At 70.4% G+C, this 18586-nt stretch carries 17 protein-coding genes; 10 read left to right on the top strand and 7 right to left on the bottom strand.

Annotated elements, in window-relative coordinates; translation table 11 throughout:
- Position 1: 1 nt before the first annotated feature.
- The 7 genes from FBZ88_RS02225 to FBZ88_RS02255 all read right to left on the bottom strand — a co-directional run bounded on the left by FBZ88_RS02225 (position 2) and on the right by FBZ88_RS02255 (position 7629).
- Positions 2-1426 (bottom strand): efflux transporter outer membrane subunit, encoded by a 1425-nt coding sequence (locus tag FBZ88_RS02225; protein WP_145615197.1) that lies wholly within the window; start codon positions 1424-1426, stop codon positions 2-4.
- A 232-nt stretch (positions 1427-1658) separates the two neighbouring features.
- The gene (locus FBZ88_RS02230; protein ID WP_145615198.1) at positions 1659-2591 is read right to left on the bottom strand and encodes a DUF2268 domain-containing putative Zn-dependent protease; all 933 of its coding nucleotides are present in this window, start codon (positions 2589-2591) and stop codon (positions 1659-1661) included.
- Positions 2592-2650: 59 nt separating this feature from the next.
- Positions 2651-3301: a glutathione S-transferase family protein gene (locus FBZ88_RS02235; protein WP_145615199.1), complete on the bottom strand. Its 651-nt coding sequence runs from the start codon at positions 3299-3301 to the stop codon at positions 2651-2653.
- 125 nt (positions 3302-3426) lie between these two features.
- Positions 3427-4065: a TetR/AcrR family transcriptional regulator gene (locus FBZ88_RS02240; protein ID WP_186464156.1), complete on the bottom strand. Its 639-nt coding sequence runs from the start codon at positions 4063-4065 to the stop codon at positions 3427-3429.
- A gap of 343 nt (positions 4066-4408) precedes the next feature.
- On the bottom strand, positions 4409-5401 hold the full coding sequence (locus FBZ88_RS02245; protein ID WP_211102472.1) for a sugar phosphate isomerase/epimerase family protein: 993 nt from the start codon (positions 5399-5401) through the stop codon (positions 4409-4411).
- 19 nt (positions 5402-5420) lie between these two features.
- Positions 5421-6476 (bottom strand): sugar phosphate isomerase/epimerase family protein, encoded by a 1056-nt coding sequence (locus FBZ88_RS02250; protein ID WP_145615201.1) that lies wholly within the window; start codon positions 6474-6476, stop codon positions 5421-5423.
- A 25-nt stretch (positions 6477-6501) separates the two neighbouring features.
- A complete protein-coding gene (locus FBZ88_RS02255) occupies positions 6502-7629 on the bottom strand; it encodes a Gfo/Idh/MocA family protein (protein WP_145615202.1) in 1128 nt (375 codons plus the stop codon).
- 126 nt (positions 7630-7755) lie between these two features.
- On the opposite strand from FBZ88_RS02255, the gene FBZ88_RS02260 reads away from it, so the two are divergent.
- From FBZ88_RS02260 to FBZ88_RS02300, 10 genes are all read left to right on the top strand, one after another.
- On the top strand, positions 7756-8763 hold the full coding sequence (locus FBZ88_RS02260) for a LacI family DNA-binding transcriptional regulator (RefSeq protein ID WP_145615203.1): 1008 nt from the start codon (positions 7756-7758) through the stop codon (positions 8761-8763).
- A gap of 244 nt (positions 8764-9007) precedes the next feature.
- Complete coding sequence (locus tag FBZ88_RS02265) at positions 9008-10006, top strand: MBL fold metallo-hydrolase (RefSeq protein ID WP_211102473.1); 999 nt, start codon at positions 9008-9010, stop codon at positions 10004-10006.
- A 140-nt stretch (positions 10007-10146) separates the two neighbouring features.
- Entirely contained in the window at positions 10147-10281 is a 135-nt protein-coding gene (locus tag FBZ88_RS31220; RefSeq protein WP_281290093.1) for a hypothetical protein, read from the top strand.
- Positions 10282-10284: 3 nt separating this feature from the next.
- Positions 10285-11400 carry an FAD binding domain-containing protein gene (locus FBZ88_RS02270; protein WP_145615204.1) on the top strand — a complete coding sequence of 372 codons (1116 nt, stop codon included), beginning with the start codon at positions 10285-10287 and terminating at the stop codon, positions 11398-11400.
- Between the two features lie 4 nt (positions 11401-11404).
- Positions 11405-12493 carry an HlyD family secretion protein gene (locus tag FBZ88_RS02275; protein ID WP_246138456.1) on the top strand — a complete coding sequence of 363 codons (1089 nt, stop codon included), beginning with the start codon at positions 11405-11407 and terminating at the stop codon, positions 12491-12493.
- A complete protein-coding gene (locus FBZ88_RS02280) occupies positions 12490-14052 on the top strand; it encodes an MFS transporter (RefSeq protein ID WP_145615205.1) in 1563 nt (520 codons plus the stop codon). Before FBZ88_RS02275 ends, FBZ88_RS02280 begins: the two co-directional genes overlap by 4 nt.
- Positions 14053-14129: 77 nt before the next feature.
- The gene (locus FBZ88_RS02285; protein ID WP_145615206.1) at positions 14130-16610 is read left to right on the top strand and encodes an ATP-binding protein; all 2481 of its coding nucleotides are present in this window, start codon (positions 14130-14132) and stop codon (positions 16608-16610) included.
- 147 nt (positions 16611-16757) lie between these two features.
- Positions 16758-17318: a helix-turn-helix transcriptional regulator gene (locus FBZ88_RS02290; RefSeq protein WP_145615207.1), complete on the top strand. Its 561-nt coding sequence runs from the start codon at positions 16758-16760 to the stop codon at positions 17316-17318.
- A 21-nt stretch (positions 17319-17339) separates the two neighbouring features.
- On the top strand, positions 17340-18302 hold the full coding sequence (locus FBZ88_RS02295; protein ID WP_145615208.1) for an alpha/beta hydrolase: 963 nt from the start codon (positions 17340-17342) through the stop codon (positions 18300-18302).
- A 30-nt stretch (positions 18303-18332) separates the two neighbouring features.
- Entirely contained in the window at positions 18333-18563 is a 231-nt protein-coding gene (locus tag FBZ88_RS02300; RefSeq protein WP_145615209.1) for a hypothetical protein, read from the top strand.
- The last annotated feature ends 23 nt before the right edge of the window (positions 18564-18586 follow it).

Here is an 18586-nt window from a genome sequence, read left to right on the forward strand (position 1 = left end):
GTCAGCTCTGCTTCCAGCCGCCGCCCAGGGCGTTGTACAAACTGACCAAGGCCTGCAGGCGGGCGAAGCGGGCCTGGACCAAGGCATCGTTGGCGGTGAACAAGGCGGTTTCGGTGTTGAGCACCGTCAGGACGGTGATGGTCCCGGCGGCCATCTGGGCCTGCGCCAGTTCATAGGCGTGGCGCGCCGTAGCCGTTGCCTGCTCCTGCCGCGCCAGCTGCTCGGTCGTCTCGCGCACGGCGGTCAGCGCATCCTCCACATTTCCGAAGGCGGCGCGGACGGACTTGCGGTATGTCGCCAGCAGCTCGTCATAGCGGGCCTGGGCGTTGGCGTACTGCCCTTCCAGCGCGCCACCTTCGAAGATGGGCTGGGTCAGCCCGGCGGCCAGGGAAAAGAGGGCGCTGCCCGGATCGAACAGGTGTGACAGGGCATTGCTGGCATAGCCGCCGGAGGCCGTCAGGTCGATGCTGGGGAAGAAGGCGGCACGGGCCACGGTGATGTTGGCGTTGGCCGCCTTCAGCAGCGCCTCCGCCTGGGCCACGTCGGGCCGGCGGGCCAGCAATTCCGACGGCAGGCCCGGCGTCACCTGGGGCAGCGACAGCCGGGCCAGGGTATCGTCTTCCGACAGCTCCACGGCCTCCGGCATCCGGCCCAGCAGGATGGCCAGGGCGTGCACCGACTGGCGGTACTGCTGGCGCAGGGGCGGCAGCTTGGCGTTCAGGGTGGAAACGGTTGTTTCCTGCTGCGCCACGTCCAGCGCCGTGGCGATGCCCGCGTCGGCCTGGCGGCGCAGACCGTCCAGCGTGGCCTGGCCGTTGGCCAGGTTGTCCTCCGCCACCCGCACCTGCTCCCGCAGTTCCAGGGACTGGAAATAGCTGGTGGCCACGCTGCTCAGCACCGACAGGCGCACCGTTTCCAGGTCGTAGCGGCTGGCATCCGCCGTGGCGAGGGCGGCGTTGGCCGTCGCCCGGTTCTTGCCCCAGAAGTCCAGCTCATAACTGGCGTTCAGGCCCACGCTGTGGGCGGTGGCGGTCTGGGCCGCGCCGGCGCTTTTGGCCCGCTGGTGATCGACATCGGCGCTGGCGCCCACCGACGGCAGCAAGGCGGCGCCCGCCACCTGGGCCTGGGCGTCGGCCTCACGCACCCGCGCCATGGCGGCGGCCAGGTCGTCGTTGGCGGTCTGCGCCTGGGCGATGTAGGCGTCCAGCTCTGCGGAACCGAAGCCCTTCCACCAGTCGGCCGCCGGCCAGGCGGGGGCGCCCGCCTTGGGCGCGTCCTCCTTCCATGCCGCCGGCGGCGGGGTGTCGGGGCGCTGGTAATCCGGCCCCACGGAACAGCCGGCCAGCGCCAGCGCGGCCGCGCCCGCCAGCCAGCACCGCTTGAGGGCGCGGAACCGGGGGGCGCGATGAGAGAGGGGGGAAGACATCGGCAGCATCGTCCAGGTCGGGGGCATGTCGCGGAAGGCCAAGGCGCGCAAGGCCAAGGGTTGGTGCACCTTGGGCGGGACGCTAACGCCGGCGGGGTTTAGCCAGCGTGGGCGATTTATTAACTCCGCTTAATCTGGCCCCGACTCATCCCCTACTTAGGTTTGCCCGCCCCCAACAGAGGCGCCCCAGGACTCCGCCCCATGGCACGTGGCGGAGCCCGCGAATGAGGCGTCAGGGGCTGGGCAAGGCCACCTTGTCCGGCAGGGCCATGCCGGGCGTCCAGCCGCTGTCGGCCAGGAAGGCCTTGGCCGTGTCGGCGTCGATGGTCAGGATGCGGGCGATGGCCGCGCGCTTGTCCTGGGCCTGGACGTAGTAGGCCTTGGTGATGCGGTAGCCGACCCAGTAGGCGAGATCGCCCGGCCGGTCCTCCGTACCGACGCCGTTGTACAGCCACGGCTTCATGTTGGCCGTGTCCATGTCGGCGGCGAACTGGGTCTCCACCTCCGTCTCCCGGCCCTTGGTCCAGGCCTTGAGGCGGACATAGCCGACGTTGCCGGAGATCAGTTCCGCCAGGAATTCCGCCCCGCCCTCGATCAGGGCGGGAAACAGCAGGATCGGGTGTTCCGGTTCCGTCTGGGCCGCCGGCTGCTGCACATGGATGTATTCATGCGCCACCAGATGGACGAAGCGGTCCTCCGCGTTCGGGTCCATCCAGCTGGCGCCGCACAGCGCCTCCAGCCCCACCAGCACACCGGACGCGCTGGTGGTGCCGCCGGTGTTGCCCTGGCCCACCAGGATGGTGATGGGCGGAAATTTGGCCTGGGGATAGATCTGGCCCAGGCGGGGCAAGGCCTGCGCCAGGCGCCGCTTCACCGCCGGCAGCACGTCCAAGCAGGTCTTGGCGTCGGCGAACATCTTGGGGTGCTTTTCCATGGCGGCGGCCATGGATTCGCCCGTCAGATGGCGCAAGGCCACGAACTGCCGCAGCCCGTCGCTACCATGGTCGAGATAGCCCTGCAAGGCCGCCGCCGAGGGCGCGCCCTGGCCGGCGTCATACACGCGGTAGAAGTCGATTACGTCCTGGATGCGGATTTCCGGTGCGGCCGCCGACGCCGTGCCGCCCAGGGCGACCAGCCCCACCAACGCCAATCGCCAGGACCGCATTCCCACCCCCTGCCTTCATTGCGGGGAATGATGGGTGGCGGCGGCGTGGCGCGCAAGCCTCACGGCACGCCAGGTCCCACGTGGACGGTGAAGCCCGGCCGCGTCGCCAGCCTGTCCAGCCAGGCATCCACCGCCGGGCAATCGGCATGATCCATGGGCGTCAGGCGCCAGCGGTTGGCGGACAGCGCCAGCACGATATCCGCCAGGGTGAAGGTGGGGCCGGTGACATGAGCGCCGGTGGCTTGCAGCTGTCGGTCCAGCAGGCCCATGGCCTGGTTCCAGGCGGCCACGCCGGCTGCGATCTCTTCGGCATTGGTGTAGCCCGGCGCCCGCCTCACCCGGGCCATGAAGACGTAGCGCCAGGCGGGGTTGAGGTCGCCCAGCTGCCAGTCCATCCACTGCTCCACCAATGCCCGGGCACGGGGCGCCGTGGGCAGCAGATCGTCGCGGCCCGCCATCACGGCCAGGTGGCGGCAAATGGTGTTGGACTGCCACAGCGGTCCGGCCTGGTCCAGCAGCACCGGGAATTGGCCGTTGGGGTTGAGGGCCAGCAGCTCATCCCGCCGGCGCACGGCGGCGTCCCCCACCCAGTCGCCGTCGAAGGTATGGTCCAGGCCGATTTCGGCGCAGGTCCACAGCACCTTGCGCACGTTGATGGACGTGGCGCGGCCGATGATCGTGGGCTTATGGGGCACAGGCTTATCGGACATGGGGCGTTCTCCGGGAAAGCGGGCGTGCCGCCCAGTCTTCCCCGGAAAGCCGCATCCCGCACGGCCCATGTTGTCCCCCGGACAATAAAAGGGCCCATCACGCGATGGTCAGCGCCGGCACGCCGTCAGGACGCCGGCCGATACTTCAGGAAGCATAGGGCCATCAGGCTTATGTCGCCCTTCAGCGCCGTCCAGTCACCTTCCCCCGCCGCATCCATGGCGGAGCCCAAGCCCAGGTAACGGGCGTATGAGGCGTAGGCCATGGCGAAGCAGGCATGCACCGCCCGCTCCGGCTCGGGATGGCTGATCTCGTTCCGGCGGGACAGCAGCAGGGTTTCGAAGCGCACGGCCATGGCCTCGTGCGAGCGCTTGCCCGTCTGGGCGATCACCGGATCGATGGGCGCACGCACCATGAAGGCGCGCAGCAGGCCACTGTTTTCCTTGAGGAATTCCCCAACCTCCGACAGGACGCCCGGCACCAGCCGGTCCAGGCCGTAACCCTGCCAGCGGGCGGAATCGGTCACCCGCCGCTCCTTCTCCTCGATATCCACCAGGGCCCGGGCCTGCACCGTGTGGATCAGCGCGTCCTTGCTGTCCACCCGGCCATAGATGGATCCGATGGAAACGCCGGAGCGGCGGCTGACCTCATTCAGGGTGAAGTCTTCATACCCCCGCTCCTGCAGCAGCGCCGTAGCCGCCTCCAGCACGCGTTCAAACGACGCGTGGCTGCGGTTCTGCTTGGGCATGCGCGCCAACGTTTCCATCACTCTTCCCCCGACAAACGCACCTGGATACCAACGACCCGGGTCCATCATCCCGTTCCCGCTCGCAAGCCGAAGTCTCACCCGCTGACGGCGGCCTTGGCTGCTGGCTGGGACTTGATCCAGCTAATAATAGAACGATCGTCCTGGTTCTGGATGTTTATCGTACCACAGGCATGCATGCCCCACGCATGTCAAAAATCCGGCCGCCCTCCGCGGTGGCCGGTACGCCAGCCTGGTGCGTGCCGTGGCACTGGATCCGATCCGCCCAGCCCAGGGCCGTGTCGTGGAACAACGGGATCTGAGGCGGACACGGCCGAAGATGGCAGACGCCGCCCTGGCGGGGCTATACCGCCAGCTTGCCCAGATAGTCGGCACTGAGGCGCGCCGCCTCCAGCCGGGGGCGGGCGAAGGGCGGCTCCTGCTCGACATAGAAATGGTTGATGCCGGCGGCGTGGGCGGCGGGCAGAATGCGGTGCCAGTCCAAGGTCCCGCCGCCGACCTCCGCCGGGTCCATCTTCAGCCGGGTGTTGGGGACCGTGCCGGCCTTCAGATCCTTCACATGCATCAGGCGGAAGCGGCCGGGATGGGCCTGCAACAGCGCCACGGGATCCAGCCCGGCGGCGGCCACCCAGCCGGCATCCATCTCCATCTTCACCAGATCCGGATCGGTCTCGGCCAGCAGGATGTCGTAGCCGGTGGCGGTGCCGCCGGCCCCCTGGCCGCCCGCAACGGCGAATTCCGGATTGTGATTGTGGTAGGCCAGCTGCAGCCCGGCTTTCTTCAGGGCCGCCCCCTTCTCATTCAGGAAGGCCGCCTGGGACTTCCAGTCGTCGGCGGTGAACTGCGACGCCACGCGGGCCAGGAAATCACCGAAGCCTTCGCCCGCTTGCAGCCCGCCCAGGCGCGCCGGAACGGTGAACATGGGCATGACAATGAACTTCAGCCCGATGGTGTGGGCATCGCGCACCAGCGCGTCCAGGTCGCCGGACAGGCTGGGCGCCGGGCTCCTGCCCTGCGCATTGATATGGGCGCTTTCGCACACCAGGCCGGCGGCCTTCAGCGCCGCCGCCAAGTCGCCCGCGGTATGGCCGTAAAAGCCCGGCAACTCCACCGCGCGATAGCCCATGCCCGCCACCGCCTTCAGCGTGCCGGGCAAATCCTTCTCCACCAGGTCGCCCAGGGTGTAGAGCTGAAGGCCGATGGGCAGGCCCTTGCCCTTGAAGAAGGGGGTGGGGGCGGCGGTGGACAGCCGCGCCAGGCCCAGGCCGGCCAAGGCTGCGGCACCGCCGATGAAGGCGCGGCGGCTGGTTCGTGTCGTGACCATTGGGGTGATCATGGGTGTTCCTCGGCTTGTTTTATTGTAGGCCCAGCAGGGCGCGGTTGCGGGCCGTGTCCACGCCGCTGGCGGCGAAGTCGTCGAAGGCGCGTTCCGTCACCCGGATGATGCGGTCGCGGATGAAGGGCGCCCCTTCCCGGGCCCCATCCTCCGCATGCTTCAGCGCGCATTCCCATTCCAGCACGGCCCAGCCGGGGTAGTCGTACTGCGCCAGCTTGGCGAAGATGGCGCCGAAATCCACCTGCCCGTCACCCAGGGAGCGGAAGCGGCCCGGCCGTTCCGCCCAGGGCAGGTAGCCGCCATAGACGCCGGCGCGGCCATCGGGCCGGAATTCCGCGTCCTTCACATGGAAGGCGCGGATGCGGGAATGGTAGCGATCGATGAAGGCCAGGTAGTCCAGCTGCTGCAGGACGAAATGGCTGGGGTCGTAAAGGATGGTGGCGCGGGGATGGTGGTCCACCACGTCCAGGAAGCGTTCGAAGGTGGCGCCGTCGAACAGGTCCTCGCCCGGATGCAGCTCGAAGCAGAGGTCGACGCCGGCGGCGTCGAAGGCGTCCAGGATGGGACGCCAGCGGCGGCCCAGCTCGGCGAACGCCTCCTCCACCAATCCGGCGGGACGCTGCGGCCAGGGGTACATGTAGGGCCAGGCCAAGGCGCCGGAGAAGGTGGCGTGGGCGCTCAGGCCCAGGTTGCGGCTGACGCGGGCCGCCAGCATCAGCTGATTCACCGCCCACTCTTGCCTGGCCTTCGGATTCCCCCGCACATGCGGCGGGGCGAAGCCGTCGAACAGGGCGTCATAGGCGGGGTGCACCGCCACCAGCTGCCCCTGCAGGTGGGTCGAGAGTTCCGTCACCGCCACGCCGTTTTCCGCCAGCGTGCCGGCGAATTCCTGGGCGTAGTCGACGCTGTCCGCCGCCTTCTCCAAATCCAGCAGGCTGGCCGGCCCGGTGGGCACCTGCACGCCCTGATATCCCAGGGCGGCTGCCCAGCCGGCCAAGCCGGCCAAGGTGTCGAAGGGCGGGGTATCTCCCGCGAACTGCGCCAGGAATATGCCCGGGCCTTTGATGGTTCTCATGGTGAGTATCCTCGCTCGGGTCCGTTTACAGCTGAACCCAGCCGGCGCCGTTGGCGGCCACGGCGCGGGCAACGAAGGCCATGCCGCGCAGGCCGTCCTGGATGGTGGGCACCTGCGTGCCGCCCAGGCCGCCGCCCGAGGCGATGGCGGTGGCGAAGTCGCGATAGATGTTGGCGAAGGCCTCGATGAAGCCTTCGGGATGGCCGGTGGGCAGACGGGCCGGTCCCCGCCCCGCCGGACCCAGATAGGGTGCTGCCGCGTGCAGCGTCTGGGTGGGTCGGTCCAGCCAGTTGAGGGTCAGCACGTCCGGCCGTTCATGGCACCAGTCCAGCCCGCCCTGGGCGCCATAGACGCGCAGGCGCAAGCCGTTGCGGTCCCCCGCCGCCACCTGGCTGGCCACCAGCACACCCGGCACGTCTTTGCCGAACCTCAGAAGGATGTTGCAGTCGTCGTCCAGCCGGCGGCCCGGCACCACGCTGTTGAGGTCGGCATTGAGGCGGGTGACGGCCAGGCCGCTGACGAATTCCGCCAGGTTGAAGGCGTGCACACCGATGTCGCCGATGCAGCCGCCCAGGCCGGATCGCGCCGGATCCGCCCGCCAGGCGGCCTGGGTGTTGTCCGTCTTCTCCAGCGCCTCCGACAGCCAGCCTTGCGAGTATTCCACCACCACCTTGCGGACGGCGCCCAGGTCGCCCCGCCGTACGATGGCCCTCGCCTCGCGCACCAGGGGGTAGCCGGTGTAGGTGTAGGTCAGGCCATAGAGGCGGCCGGTATCCGCCACAACCCGGGCCAGGTCCTCCGCCTCTTCCAGGGTCGCGGTCGCCGGCTTGTCGCTCAGCACGGGAAAGCCCGCCTCCAGCGCCGCCTTCGCCACCGGGAAATGCACATGGTTGGGGGTGACGATGGCCACGAATTGCGCGCCGTCGGGCCGCGCCGCCTCGGCCGCCAGCATCTGGCGATAGTCGCCATGGGCGCGGGCCGGATCTATGCCATAGCCTATGGCGGCGGCCTTGGACTTGGCCTCATCCCGACTGAAGGCGCCGGCCACCAGGCGGATGCGGCCGTCCAGTTCGGCCGCCATACGATGCACCGGCCCGATGAAGGAACCGGGACCGCCGCCCACCATCGCCATGCGGATCACCGCGTCAGACATCACCCATCCCCCGGACCGTCCCATTCAAGCGTGGCACAAATGATGAAATCGATTACATGATCCTAGCAGTGAAGCCATGCCCTCGCAACTCTTGCAGGCAAGGCAGATCGAAAGCACCCTCCCCCCATGCCGACCATCCAAGACGTGGCCCGCCGGGCCCGGGTTTCCACCGCCACCGTTTCCCGTGTCCTGAGCACCCCCGGGGTGGTCAGCGAGGCGACGCGCGAACGGGTCATGGCCGCCGTCGACGCCCTGGGCTATGAGCCCAACCACGCCGCCAAAAGCCTGCGCACCCTGCGCACGGCCAAGATCGTCGTGACGGTGCCCGACATCTCCAACCCCTTCTTCTCCAGCGTCATCCGCGGCGCGGAGGAGGCGGCGCAGGCGGCGGGATATTCCGTGCTGCTGGGCGACACCCGCCACAGCACGGAGCGGGAGGAGCAGTACGCCGGCATGCTGCGCCGGAAAGAGGCGGACGGCCTGATCTTCCTGGGCCACCGCCTGCCCGACACCTTGGCCGAACTGATCGGCCGCCAGGGCGCCAGGGCGCCGGTGGTCAACGGCTGCGAGTTCAGCCCCGACCTGGGCGTATCCAGCGCCCATATCGACAACGCGGCCGCAGCGGCGGAGGCGATGGATCTGCTGTACGGCCTGGGCCATCGCGCCATCGGCGTCATCACCGGGCCCCTGGCCAGCCCCATCAGCCGCGACCGCCTGGAGGGCGTGCGGGCATCCGCCGCCCGACATGGCGCCGAGACGGCCCTGCGCATCGCCACCGGCGACTTCTCCGTGGAATCGGGGGAGCGGGAGGCACAGGGCCTGCTGGCGGGCGGCGACACGCCGACCGCGCTGTTCTGCTTCAGCGATGAGATGGCCATGGGCGCCCTGGCCGCCGCGCGCCGAGCGGGACGTCGCTGCCCGAACGACTTGTCGCTGGTCGGCTTCGACGACATCCGCTTCGCCCGCTATCTGGACCCGGCGCTGACCACCGTCAGCCAGCCCATGGAGGATTTGGGCCGGACGGCGGTGGCCCTGCTGCTGGACATCCTGGCCGGCCGGCAGACCACCCCCCGCTCCGTCACCCTGCCCCATCACCTGGCCGTGCGCGGCAGCACCGGGCCGGCGCGGCATTAGAGGGCGCGGCTTTTGCGGCCGGAGCGCAAATGCATTCCGCGGGCGGCCACGGCCGCCACGACGGCAGCGCCATTTAGCTTCGTCAGTTGACGGTTCGGGCGGGCGACATATTGTTGCCTCAACGAATTGTGGACGGGCCCTCGATACCCCCACTGAGCGACAAAAGGGCGACGAAAGCGCCAAGACGGGACGGCGCGCCTCCCGTCATCTTCCGCCGACCCTTCCAGTTCGATGAGTTCAGATCATGGCCGGCCATCCCGCAAACACGCTGGCGCTCGTGCTTTCCCTGGCGCTCAGCACCGTCCTGACGCTGGCGGTTCCCGCCCCGGCGGCACGGGCGGCAGCGCCCCAGGCCCGCACCCAGGCGCCGGGCTTCTACCGCATGATGCTGGGCGATATCGAGGTGACGGCCCTGTTGGACGGCACCCACCCCTTCCCGGTGCATGAGGTCATGACCGGCATCACCGCGGCCGAGACCGACAAATTGCTGGCGGCCGCCGACCTGGCGGCGCCGGTGGAAGGGTCGATCAACGCCTTCCTGATCAACACCGGAGTCAGGCTGATCCTGATCGACGCCGGCGCCGGCGTGCTGTACGGCGCCGACGGCGGCCACCTGATGGCCAACCTGCGCGCCTCGGGCTACACGCCCGACGAGGTGGACGAGATCTATCTGACCCACCTGCACCGCGATCATGTCGGCGGGATGGACCAGGGCGGGCGCATGGCCTTCCCCAACGCCATCGTGCGGGTCAACCGGCGCGACGCCGACTTTTGGCTGAACCCGGCCAACAAGGCCAAGGCGCCCCCTTTCCTGGGCCCCATGTTCGACGGCGCCATCGACAGCCTGCGGGCTTATGTCGATGCCGGCCGGGTGCGGCCCTTCGACGGCGAGGCCCAGTTGGACCCCGCCGTCCAGGCCCTGCCCAGTCCCGGCCATACACCGGGCCATACCGCCTATCGCGTGCGCAGCCGGGACGGCCAGACGCTGTTTGCATGGGGCGACATCGTCCATGTCGCCGCCGTGCAGGTCGCAAACCCCGCCGCCACCGTGAAATATGACAGCGACCAGGCGGCCGCCGCACATGCCCGCGACCAGCTGATGGCGCAGGCGGCGCGGGACGGCAGCTGGGTCGCCGCCGCCCATATCGCCTTCCCCGGCCTGGGCCACATCACCCGGCAGGACGGCGCCTATCGCTGGCTGCCGGCCAATTATACGACCGTAGGATTGACGCAGGCGCGCTGACCCGCGACAGCGCCAGCCGCGCCGGCACACCTTCATCGCCATCCGAGGCATGTTCAAATCCGGCGTGAGGCGTCCAAGCCGCGCGGGCGTGGTTCAGGCATCGTTCGGCCATCCGCCCCTTCCCGTTCAAGAGCCTCCCGATGACTCACCCCCCCACCCCGGACCTGTCGGCGCCGCCGCCGGTCGCCGCGGCGCCCGCCCCGACCGGCGCGCCGACCTTCACCATCCGGGCCATGCTGATCCTGGGCCGCCGCGCCGGCCGTAAGGGGGAATAGGTCATGGCTTCCTTGCGCATCCGCATCGTCGGCGGCTCCATCGGCGGACTGGCCGCCGCCGCTCTGTTGCAGCAGGACGGGCACGATGTCCGAATTTACGAGCGGTCGGCCGGCGGCCTGGCCGGCCGGGGCGCCGGCCTGGTCAGCCAGCGGGAGCTGTTCGCCCTGCTGCGGGCCGTGGGGTGCGAGCATGTGGCCCGCATCGGCGTGGTCGCGTTCGAGCGCATTTATTTCGACCGCGACGGCGGCATCGCCGAGAGCCACGCCACCCCCCAAACCCAGATCTCCTGGGACCATCTGTACCGTACCCTGCGGGCCAAGGTGCCCGATCACGGCTACGTCCTGGGCCGGGCCGTGCGTACCGTAACGCAAGGCCCCCAGGGCGCCCGCCTGCTGTTCAGCGACGGCGGGGAGGAAGAGGCCGACCTGGTCATCGGCGCCGACGGCCTGGGGTCGGTCGTGCGCCCGGTCGTGACCGGCGGCCCCGCGTCCAACAGCTATGCCGGCTATGTCGCCTGGCGCGGCCTGTTCCCGGAGGACCGGCTGCCGGCGGAGGCCGCCCTGCTGCGCGACCGGTTCGCCTTCTACACGATGCCCCGGTCCCACGCCCTGGGGTACCTGGTGCCGGGACCGGGCGGCGAGACGACGCCGGGCCAACGGCGGTACAACTGGGTCTGGTACCGGCCTGTACCGGCGGCGGCCCTGGAGGCGACGCTGACCGATCTGGAGGGCCGGCCCCACCCCCATTCCCTGGCCCCGGGCCAGGTGCGGGCGCAGGCGGCGGCGGCCCTGAGGGCGGACGCCGCACGGCTGTTGCCGCCCCCCTTCGCCGCCGTGGTGGTGGCGGAGCCGGAACCCTTCATCCAGGCCATTTTCGACTACGAAGCGCCGGTGATGGCCACGGGCCATGTCGCCCTGCTGGGAGACGCCGCCTTCGTGGCGCGTCCGCACACCGCCATGGGCGTCGCCAAGGCCGCCGGCGACGCCATGGCGCTGCGCCGCCATCTGGCCGAGGCGCCCAGCGTCACTGACGCCCTGGCGCAGTACAGTCATGAGCGCTGCGCCGCCGGTTCCGCCATCACCGCCTATGGTCGCCGCCTGGGCGCGGCATTGGAGTGACCCCATGGATACCACCGCGACGACCCCTGGAGATGCCCCAGCCGGCCGCCGCTGGCTGCCTTCCGTGTTGCGCACCCTGGTCCTGGCCGGCGCTGCCGTGCTGGTGTGGGTGGTGGCCGGGCACTGGGATCGCTGGCTGGGCGCCGCCCGCCACCAGTCCTCATCCGACGCTTACGTCACCGGCGACCTGACGCCCCTGTCGGCCAAGATTTCCGGATATGTTCAGACGGTCGCGGTGGACGACTTCCAGGCGGTGCGCAAGGGGGACCTGATCGCCCAGATCGAGCCGTCGGACTACCAGGCCCAGCTGGATCTGGCGCAGGCCAGCCTGGCCGCGGCTCAAGCGGCGCTGGCCAACCTGGCCAACCAGAAGGACGTACAGCGCGCCTTGGTCCATCAGGCGGAAGCCGGCATCGCCAGCGCCGCCGCCGACATGACCCGCACCCGGTTGGAAGCGGAACGCCAGCGCGACCTGCTGCGCACCAGGATCGCCGGGACGGAGCAGAAGGTGGAACAGGCCGATGCCGACGCGGCCAAGGCCGTGGCCCAGTCGCAACTGGCCACCGCCCAGCTGGCCCAGCAGAAGGCCCAGCTGGCCAGCCTGGACGTGCAGGAACAGCAGCTGACGGCACAGGTGCGGGAGGGCGAGGCGCAGCTGGCCCTGGCGCGCAACAACCTGGCCTATACCCGCATCACCGCCCCTGCGGATGGCATGGTGGGCCAGCGCCAGGTGCGCCCGGGGCAGTTCGTCAACGTCGGCACGCAGATCATCGGGGTCATGGCCCTGCCCAAGGTGTGGGTGGTAGCCAACTACAAGGAAACCCAGATGACCCACGTGCGGGTGGGCGACCCCGCCACGGTGACGGTGGACGCCTTCCCCGACCTGAAGCTGCACGGCCACGTCGACAGCTGGTCCCCCGGCACCGGCAGCGTCTTCACCCTGCTGCCGCCTGACAACGCCACCGGCAACTTCACCAAGGTGGTGCAGCGCGTGCCGGTGAAGATTGTCCTCGACCCGGTGCCGGCCCTGGGCACCCTGGTGCGGCCCGGCATGTCGGTCGTCTCCACCATCGATGTGGACGACCGTAAATGACCGCCGCCACCGCGCCCGCCACACCGTACCCCTGGCCGACGCTGGACGGCGCGCGGGCCTATATCGGCATTCTGGGGGTGCTGCTGGGCGCGCTGCTCTCCACCCTGGGTTCCCGCGTCACCACCTTCGGCCTGACCGATTTGCGCGGCGGCCTGCACGCCGGTTTCGACGAGGGCGCCTGGATCACCACCGCCTATGGCGTGGGGCAAATGGTGGTGGGGGTGGCCTGCCCTTACCTGGGCATCATCTTCGGCGCCCGCCGGGTGCTGTTCGCCGGCATCGGCCTGTTCTTCATGGCCAGCCTGCTGGCGCCGCTGTCACCCAACCTGACGGCCTACCTGGCCATGCAGTTCCTGTCGGGCCTGGGGGCCGGCACCTTCATCCCCCTGACCATCCGCTTCATCGTCCTGAACCTGCCGGCCCGGCTGACGCTGTACGGCCTGGCCGCCTATGCCATGAATTCGGAATTCTCCCAGAACATCGGCGCGGCGCTGGAGGGCTGGTACGCCGAGAACTGGTCCATCGCCTGGCTGAACTGGCAGTACTGCCTGGTCCTGCCCCTCATGTTCCTGTGCGTGTGGATCGGCGTCCCGCGGGAACCGCTGAACACCGACCTGCTGAAGCAGCACGACTGGCCCGGTGTCGCCTACGCCGCTGTGGGCTTCGGCCTGCTGTACGCAGGATTGGACCAAGGCAACCGCCTGGATTGGACGGGCAACGGCCTGGTGGTGGGCCTGCTGGTGGCGGGCGGCCTGATCACCGCCCTGTTCGCGATACGCGAGCTGATCATCAGCCGCCGCCCCTTCCTGAACCTGCGCCTGATGCTGCGGGGCAACCTGTTCCTGCTCATGCTGCTGCTGGCCGGTTTCCGCTTCATCATCCTGTCCACCGCCTACATCATCCCCGTCTACCTGCAGGTGGTGCAGAACTTCCGCGAGCTGCAGGTGGGCCCGGTGCTGCTGTTCATAGCATTGCCCCAGTTCGCCCTGATCCTGCCGCTCGGCTGGCTGCTGGCGCGGGTGGATGGTCGCTGGGTGCTGGCCGCCGGCGCCCTGCTGATCGCCATCGCCTGCCTGCAGGCCACCAGCCTGACCAGCCAGTGGGCCACCCTGGACTTCCTGCCGTCCCAGGCCTTGCAGGCGGTGGGGCAGTGCCTGGCGCTGACGGCCCTGGTGGTGCTGGTGGTGCGGAACATCACGCCGGCCGACGCCATCTCCATCGGCGCTCTGCTGCAGGCCGCCCGCCTGTTCGGCGGTGAGATCGGCGTCGCCTTCATGCAGACCTTCGTGCGCATGCGCGAACAGCTGCATTCCAATCTGCTGGGCCTGCATGTCGACCCCTTGGCCGGCGCCACCGCCGACCGCCTGGCCCGGTCCCAGGCCGTGCTGTCCGCCCATGGTGTCGACCCTGTTTCCGGGGCGACCCGGTTGCTGGCCAGCGCGGTGGCGCAGCAGGCCTCGGTCCTGGCCTATATCGACGGCTTCGCGGCAGCGGCGGCCGGCGCCGTTGCCTGCATCGCGCTGGCCGCCTGGCTGCGCCCACCGCCGGCCAAGGCTTGAAGGTAAGGTGGGTTTGTGCGTAAAACGCTGAAATAAAAGGATGATTGCGTCATGCGGTTTGGGGGTTGGCGGTTCGGATGATGAACGGGCAGGGCGTACGCTACACCTTCGGCAACTTCACCTTCGATGTGCCGCAGATGACGCTGGCCAAGGCGGGGCAGCCGGTGAAGCTGGGCGGCCGCGCCGCCAACCTGCTGGCCGTGCTGGCCGCCGCCGGAGGCGGGCTGGTGACCCGCGACCGCCTGCTGGCCGAGGTCTGGCCCGGCCAGGCCATAGACGAAAGCGCCGTGCGCGTGCACCTGTCCGGCCTGCGCAAGGCCCTGGGCGATGACGGCCTGGTGGTGAACGAGGCCGGGCGCGGCTATCGCCTCACCCTGCCCGTCACCCGCGGCGCCCAGACCCAGACACCGGCGGTGGAGGTCCCCACCCGGCCGGCCGCTGAGCCCGCTGCCCCCCGCCCCCTGGTGCGCCTGCTGGGACGGTCGGAGGTGGTGGCCACCCTGGCGGCGGAACTGCCGGAGCGGCGCTTCCTGACGCTGGCCGGCCCGGGCGGCATCGGCAAGACCTCCGTCGCCCTGGCCACGGCGGCGGCGCTGGCCCAGACGGCCACCGTGCGCTTCGTCGACCTGGCGCCCGTGTCCGACGCGGCGTGGGTGGAGGGTACCCTGGCCACCGCGCTGGGCCTGCCCGCCTCCGGCGCGGATTGCTTCGCCGCCATCGTGGCCAACCTGGCCGCCAGCCCCAGCCTGCTGCTGCTGGACAATTGCGAGCACCTGGTTGACGCCGTGGCCGACCTGGCCGAGCGGCTGCTGCTCGCCGTGCCCGGCCTGCTGATCCTGGCCACCAGCCGGGAGCCGCTGCGTGCCGCCGGCGAATGGGTGCACCGCCTGCCGGCCCTGCCCATCCCCGACGGCCAGGCCCAGGACGCGGCCACCGTGCTGTCCTATCCCGCCGCCGCCCTGTTCTTCGAGCGGGCGCGGGCCGTGCGGTCCGACTTCACCGTGGACGACGCGACCGCCCCCGCGCTGGCCGAGATCTGCCGCCGCCTGGACGGCATCCCCCTGGCCATCGAGTTGGCCGCCGCCCGCGTCGACCTGATGGAAATGCCGGAATTGGCCAGCCGCCTGCACGACCGGCTGAACCTGCTGACGCGCGGCCGGCGCACCGCCCTGCCCCGCCACCGCACCCTGCGCGCCGCCCTGGACTGGAGTTACGAGCTGCTGGCGCCGGAGGAGAAGGTGCTGCTGATCAGCCTGTCGGTCTTCCGCGCCGGCTTCGACGCGGAAGACGCCCGGGGGCTGACCGGCGGCGGTGAGATGGAGGTACTGGACGGCCTGGCCGACCTGGTTGCCAAGTCCCTGGTAGTCAGCAGCCGCGAGGGCGGTGCCGCCCGCTACCGCCTGCTGGACACCACGCGCTATTACGGGCATGAGCGCCTGGCCGACACCGGCCTCGACGGCCGCGTCCGCGCCGCCCACGCCCGCCACATGACCTCACTGTTCACCGACGCGCAGGCGGCGTGGGAGGGGAAGGCCCCGCGCGACTGGCTGGCCATCCACAGCCGCCGCATCGACGACATCCGCGGCGCCCTGGATTGGGCAACGGGGGAGGACGGCGACATCGGCCTGGGCCTGACGCTGATTGTCGCCAGCGCCTCGCTGTGGTTCCACCTGTCGCTGCCGCACGAGTTCCTGGGCTGGGCGGAGCGTATCCTGGCCATCCTGGATGAACAGGGCGCCGCCGATCCGGCACGGCGGGTCGAACTGCTGGCCGCCTACGGCCATGCCCTGTGGCACACCCGGGGGCCCGTCCCGGAAATGGGCCAGGCCTTCCGCCAGGCGCTGGAGATCGCGGAAGGCATTGGCAACGAGGGACTGGCGCGCCGTGCCCAATGGGGCATCTGGGCCTACCACACCCTGGCCGGTGCTTACGCGGACAGTCTGTCGGCGGCCGAGGCGTTCGCCGCCCGCGTGGGGGCCGAGGGTGGCCTGACGGAGCGCCTGACGGGCATGCGCATGCGCGCCATGTCCCACCATTTCCGGGGGGAACATGCGGCAGGCCTGGCATTGCTGGAAACCGTCATGGCGGCCGATGCCGATCCGGTGCGTGTCAACTTGGCCAACCATGCCCAGGTGGATGCCAAGCTGGCCGCCTTGACCCTGCTGATGCGCTTGCGCTGGGCCATGGGAGATGTGCGCGGCGCCCTGGACTTGGCGCGCGCGGCGACCGAGGACGCCTCATCCATCGATCACGCGCTGTCATTGTGCTACTGCCTGGCCATCGGCGCCATCCCGGTGGCCATTGCCGCCGGGGAGAGGGATCTCGCCACCGGCTGGATCGACCGCTTGGCCCAACGCACCACCCGCCACGCCCTGGACCACTGGAACATCTTCGTCCATGGCTATGGCGCCGCCCTGGGCCGATTGGGGGGCCACACCATCGCCGCCGCCAGCGCCATGCAGGTTGAGATGTTCGCCGTGGCCGGCAACGCAGAGGCGCGGGCCATGGTCCTGGCACGACCGGAGCCCCGCGCCGGCTGGCACGGCCCCCTGCTTTAACACCCCCGGCTTAACGGCGTGGGACGGTACACAACGCTTCACATCGCTTAACTCCCAGCCTGACGGTCGCCTGACCGACACTGCCTTCATCACGGTCCCCCGCCCGACACACCTGCGGAAGGGGACGCCCATCGGATGGAGGAAGACATGACCGCACCTGCCGCCGCCCTGGACGCCTTTCACGCCCTGGCCGGCCTGCCCCCCGCCGGCTTGCCGGCCGCCGGCCACCTGGCCACCGTCACCCGCCTGCTGGAAGAGGCCATGCACGCCGTGGAGCATGACGTGGCCCAGGCGCGCGACCGCATCGTCAAGGTGCGCGACCTGCTGCTGCACCGCCCGCAGGAAGAGGCGGCGCGCGGCGGCCTGGCACCCTGGCAGGCCCGCCGTGTGGCAGCCCTGGTGGAGCGGCGGTTGGGCGGCACCCTGTGCAACGAGGACCTGGCCACCGAGGCCAAGCTCAGCACCAGCCACTTCTGCACCGCCTTCCGCCAGACCTTCGGCATGTCGCCGCACGCCTTCATCGTCAGCCGGCGGGTGGAACGGGCCAAGGCCCTGATGCTGGACACCGATGACGCCCTGGCGGAGATCGCCGACGCCTGCGGCTTCGCCGACCAGGCGCACCTGAGCCGCCTGTTCCGCCAGGCCACGGGCAGCAGCCCCGCCAGCTGGCGCCGCGCCAACGCCGTCGACGTCTCCCTGATCGCCTGACCCTTGCCGGACCGCAGCCCCATGATCCACGACCTGACCGCCAAGGGCCCCCGGCTGGACCCCGCCGCGCACTGCCTGACCCTGGATGCGGGCGTGCAAAGCTTCCTTGACCGTGTGGTGGAGGCGGAATTGCTGCCCTACGCGCCCAGCCTGGCCCCGGCTGTCCGGCGGAACATCGCCGTCCGCCTGCAGGCGGACGCGCCACCGGTGGAGGAACCCGTCGTCCACCTCGCCGTGCCGGGCGCGGAGGCGATATCGCTGCACCTTTGCCGTCCCGCCCATGGGACGGCGCGCCCGGTACCGGTGGTGTTCTACCTGCACGGCGGCCTGTGGGCGCTGGGCGGCTGGGACACCCATGGCGGTGCTGCCGCCGCGCTGGCCCGGTCCTGCGGCGCCGCCCTGGTCTTCGTCGACCATGGCGGGATGCCGGCCGCCCAGGCCCTGAGGCAGGCGCGCGCCGCCCTGGACTGGACGCGCGCTCAAGGACAGGACCACGGGCTGGACACCGCGCGGATGGCCGTGGCCGGCGACGGCAGCGGCGGGGCCATGGCGGCGTTGCTGGCCGCAAGCCTGCCGCCCAGCGAGGGCTTTCGCCTGCTGTTGCTGTTTCATCCCCTGCTGGGGCCGGCGGCGGCGGACACCCCATCCTCCCCCTGGCTGGACCATTGCGACCTGCCGGCACTGATGGCCCAGGCCTTTCCCGGCCAGCCGGCCTGGACGGGGCTGTCGCCCCTGGACCTGTCCCCCGATCGCCTGCGCCGCCTGCCGTCCACGCTGATCCTGACGGCGGAGGCGGACCTGGCCCGGGAGGGCGGTGAGGCGCTGGCCCGCCGCCTGATGCGGGCGGAGGTGGACGCCAGCGCCCTGCGCCTGATGGGCACCATCCACGACTTCTTCTGGCTGGATGGGCTGGCGGACACCGCCCCCACCCTGTCGGCCCTGGCTGTGGCGCAACGCGCGCTGGCCGACGCCTTCGGCCGCTGAGCCACCCAATCCCCTTCGACGGAGCGCCAAATGGCACCGCCCGCCCCCGCCCTGCGTGTTCTATTGGCCCTGGCCGGCACCTGCTGCACCGGTCCCGGCGGTGGTGCCCTGCTGCTGGCCCAGGTCGACTGGCTGATGCCCCGTCTGCGGACCTGGGCGTCGGGCAATGGACAAGGCGGCAGGAAGAAAGACGGGATGCCGCTGATGACGGGCGGAGAATTCGGACAGACGCCCGCCTTTCCTTCAAGCCCACCCCGCTGATGGCCGGTACCGTCCGCCCTCTC

Origin of the sequence: Nitrospirillum bahiense (assembly GCF_007828025.1) — a bacterium.
Classification (GTDB): Bacteria; Pseudomonadota; Alphaproteobacteria; order Azospirillales; family Azospirillaceae; genus Nitrospirillum; species Nitrospirillum amazonense.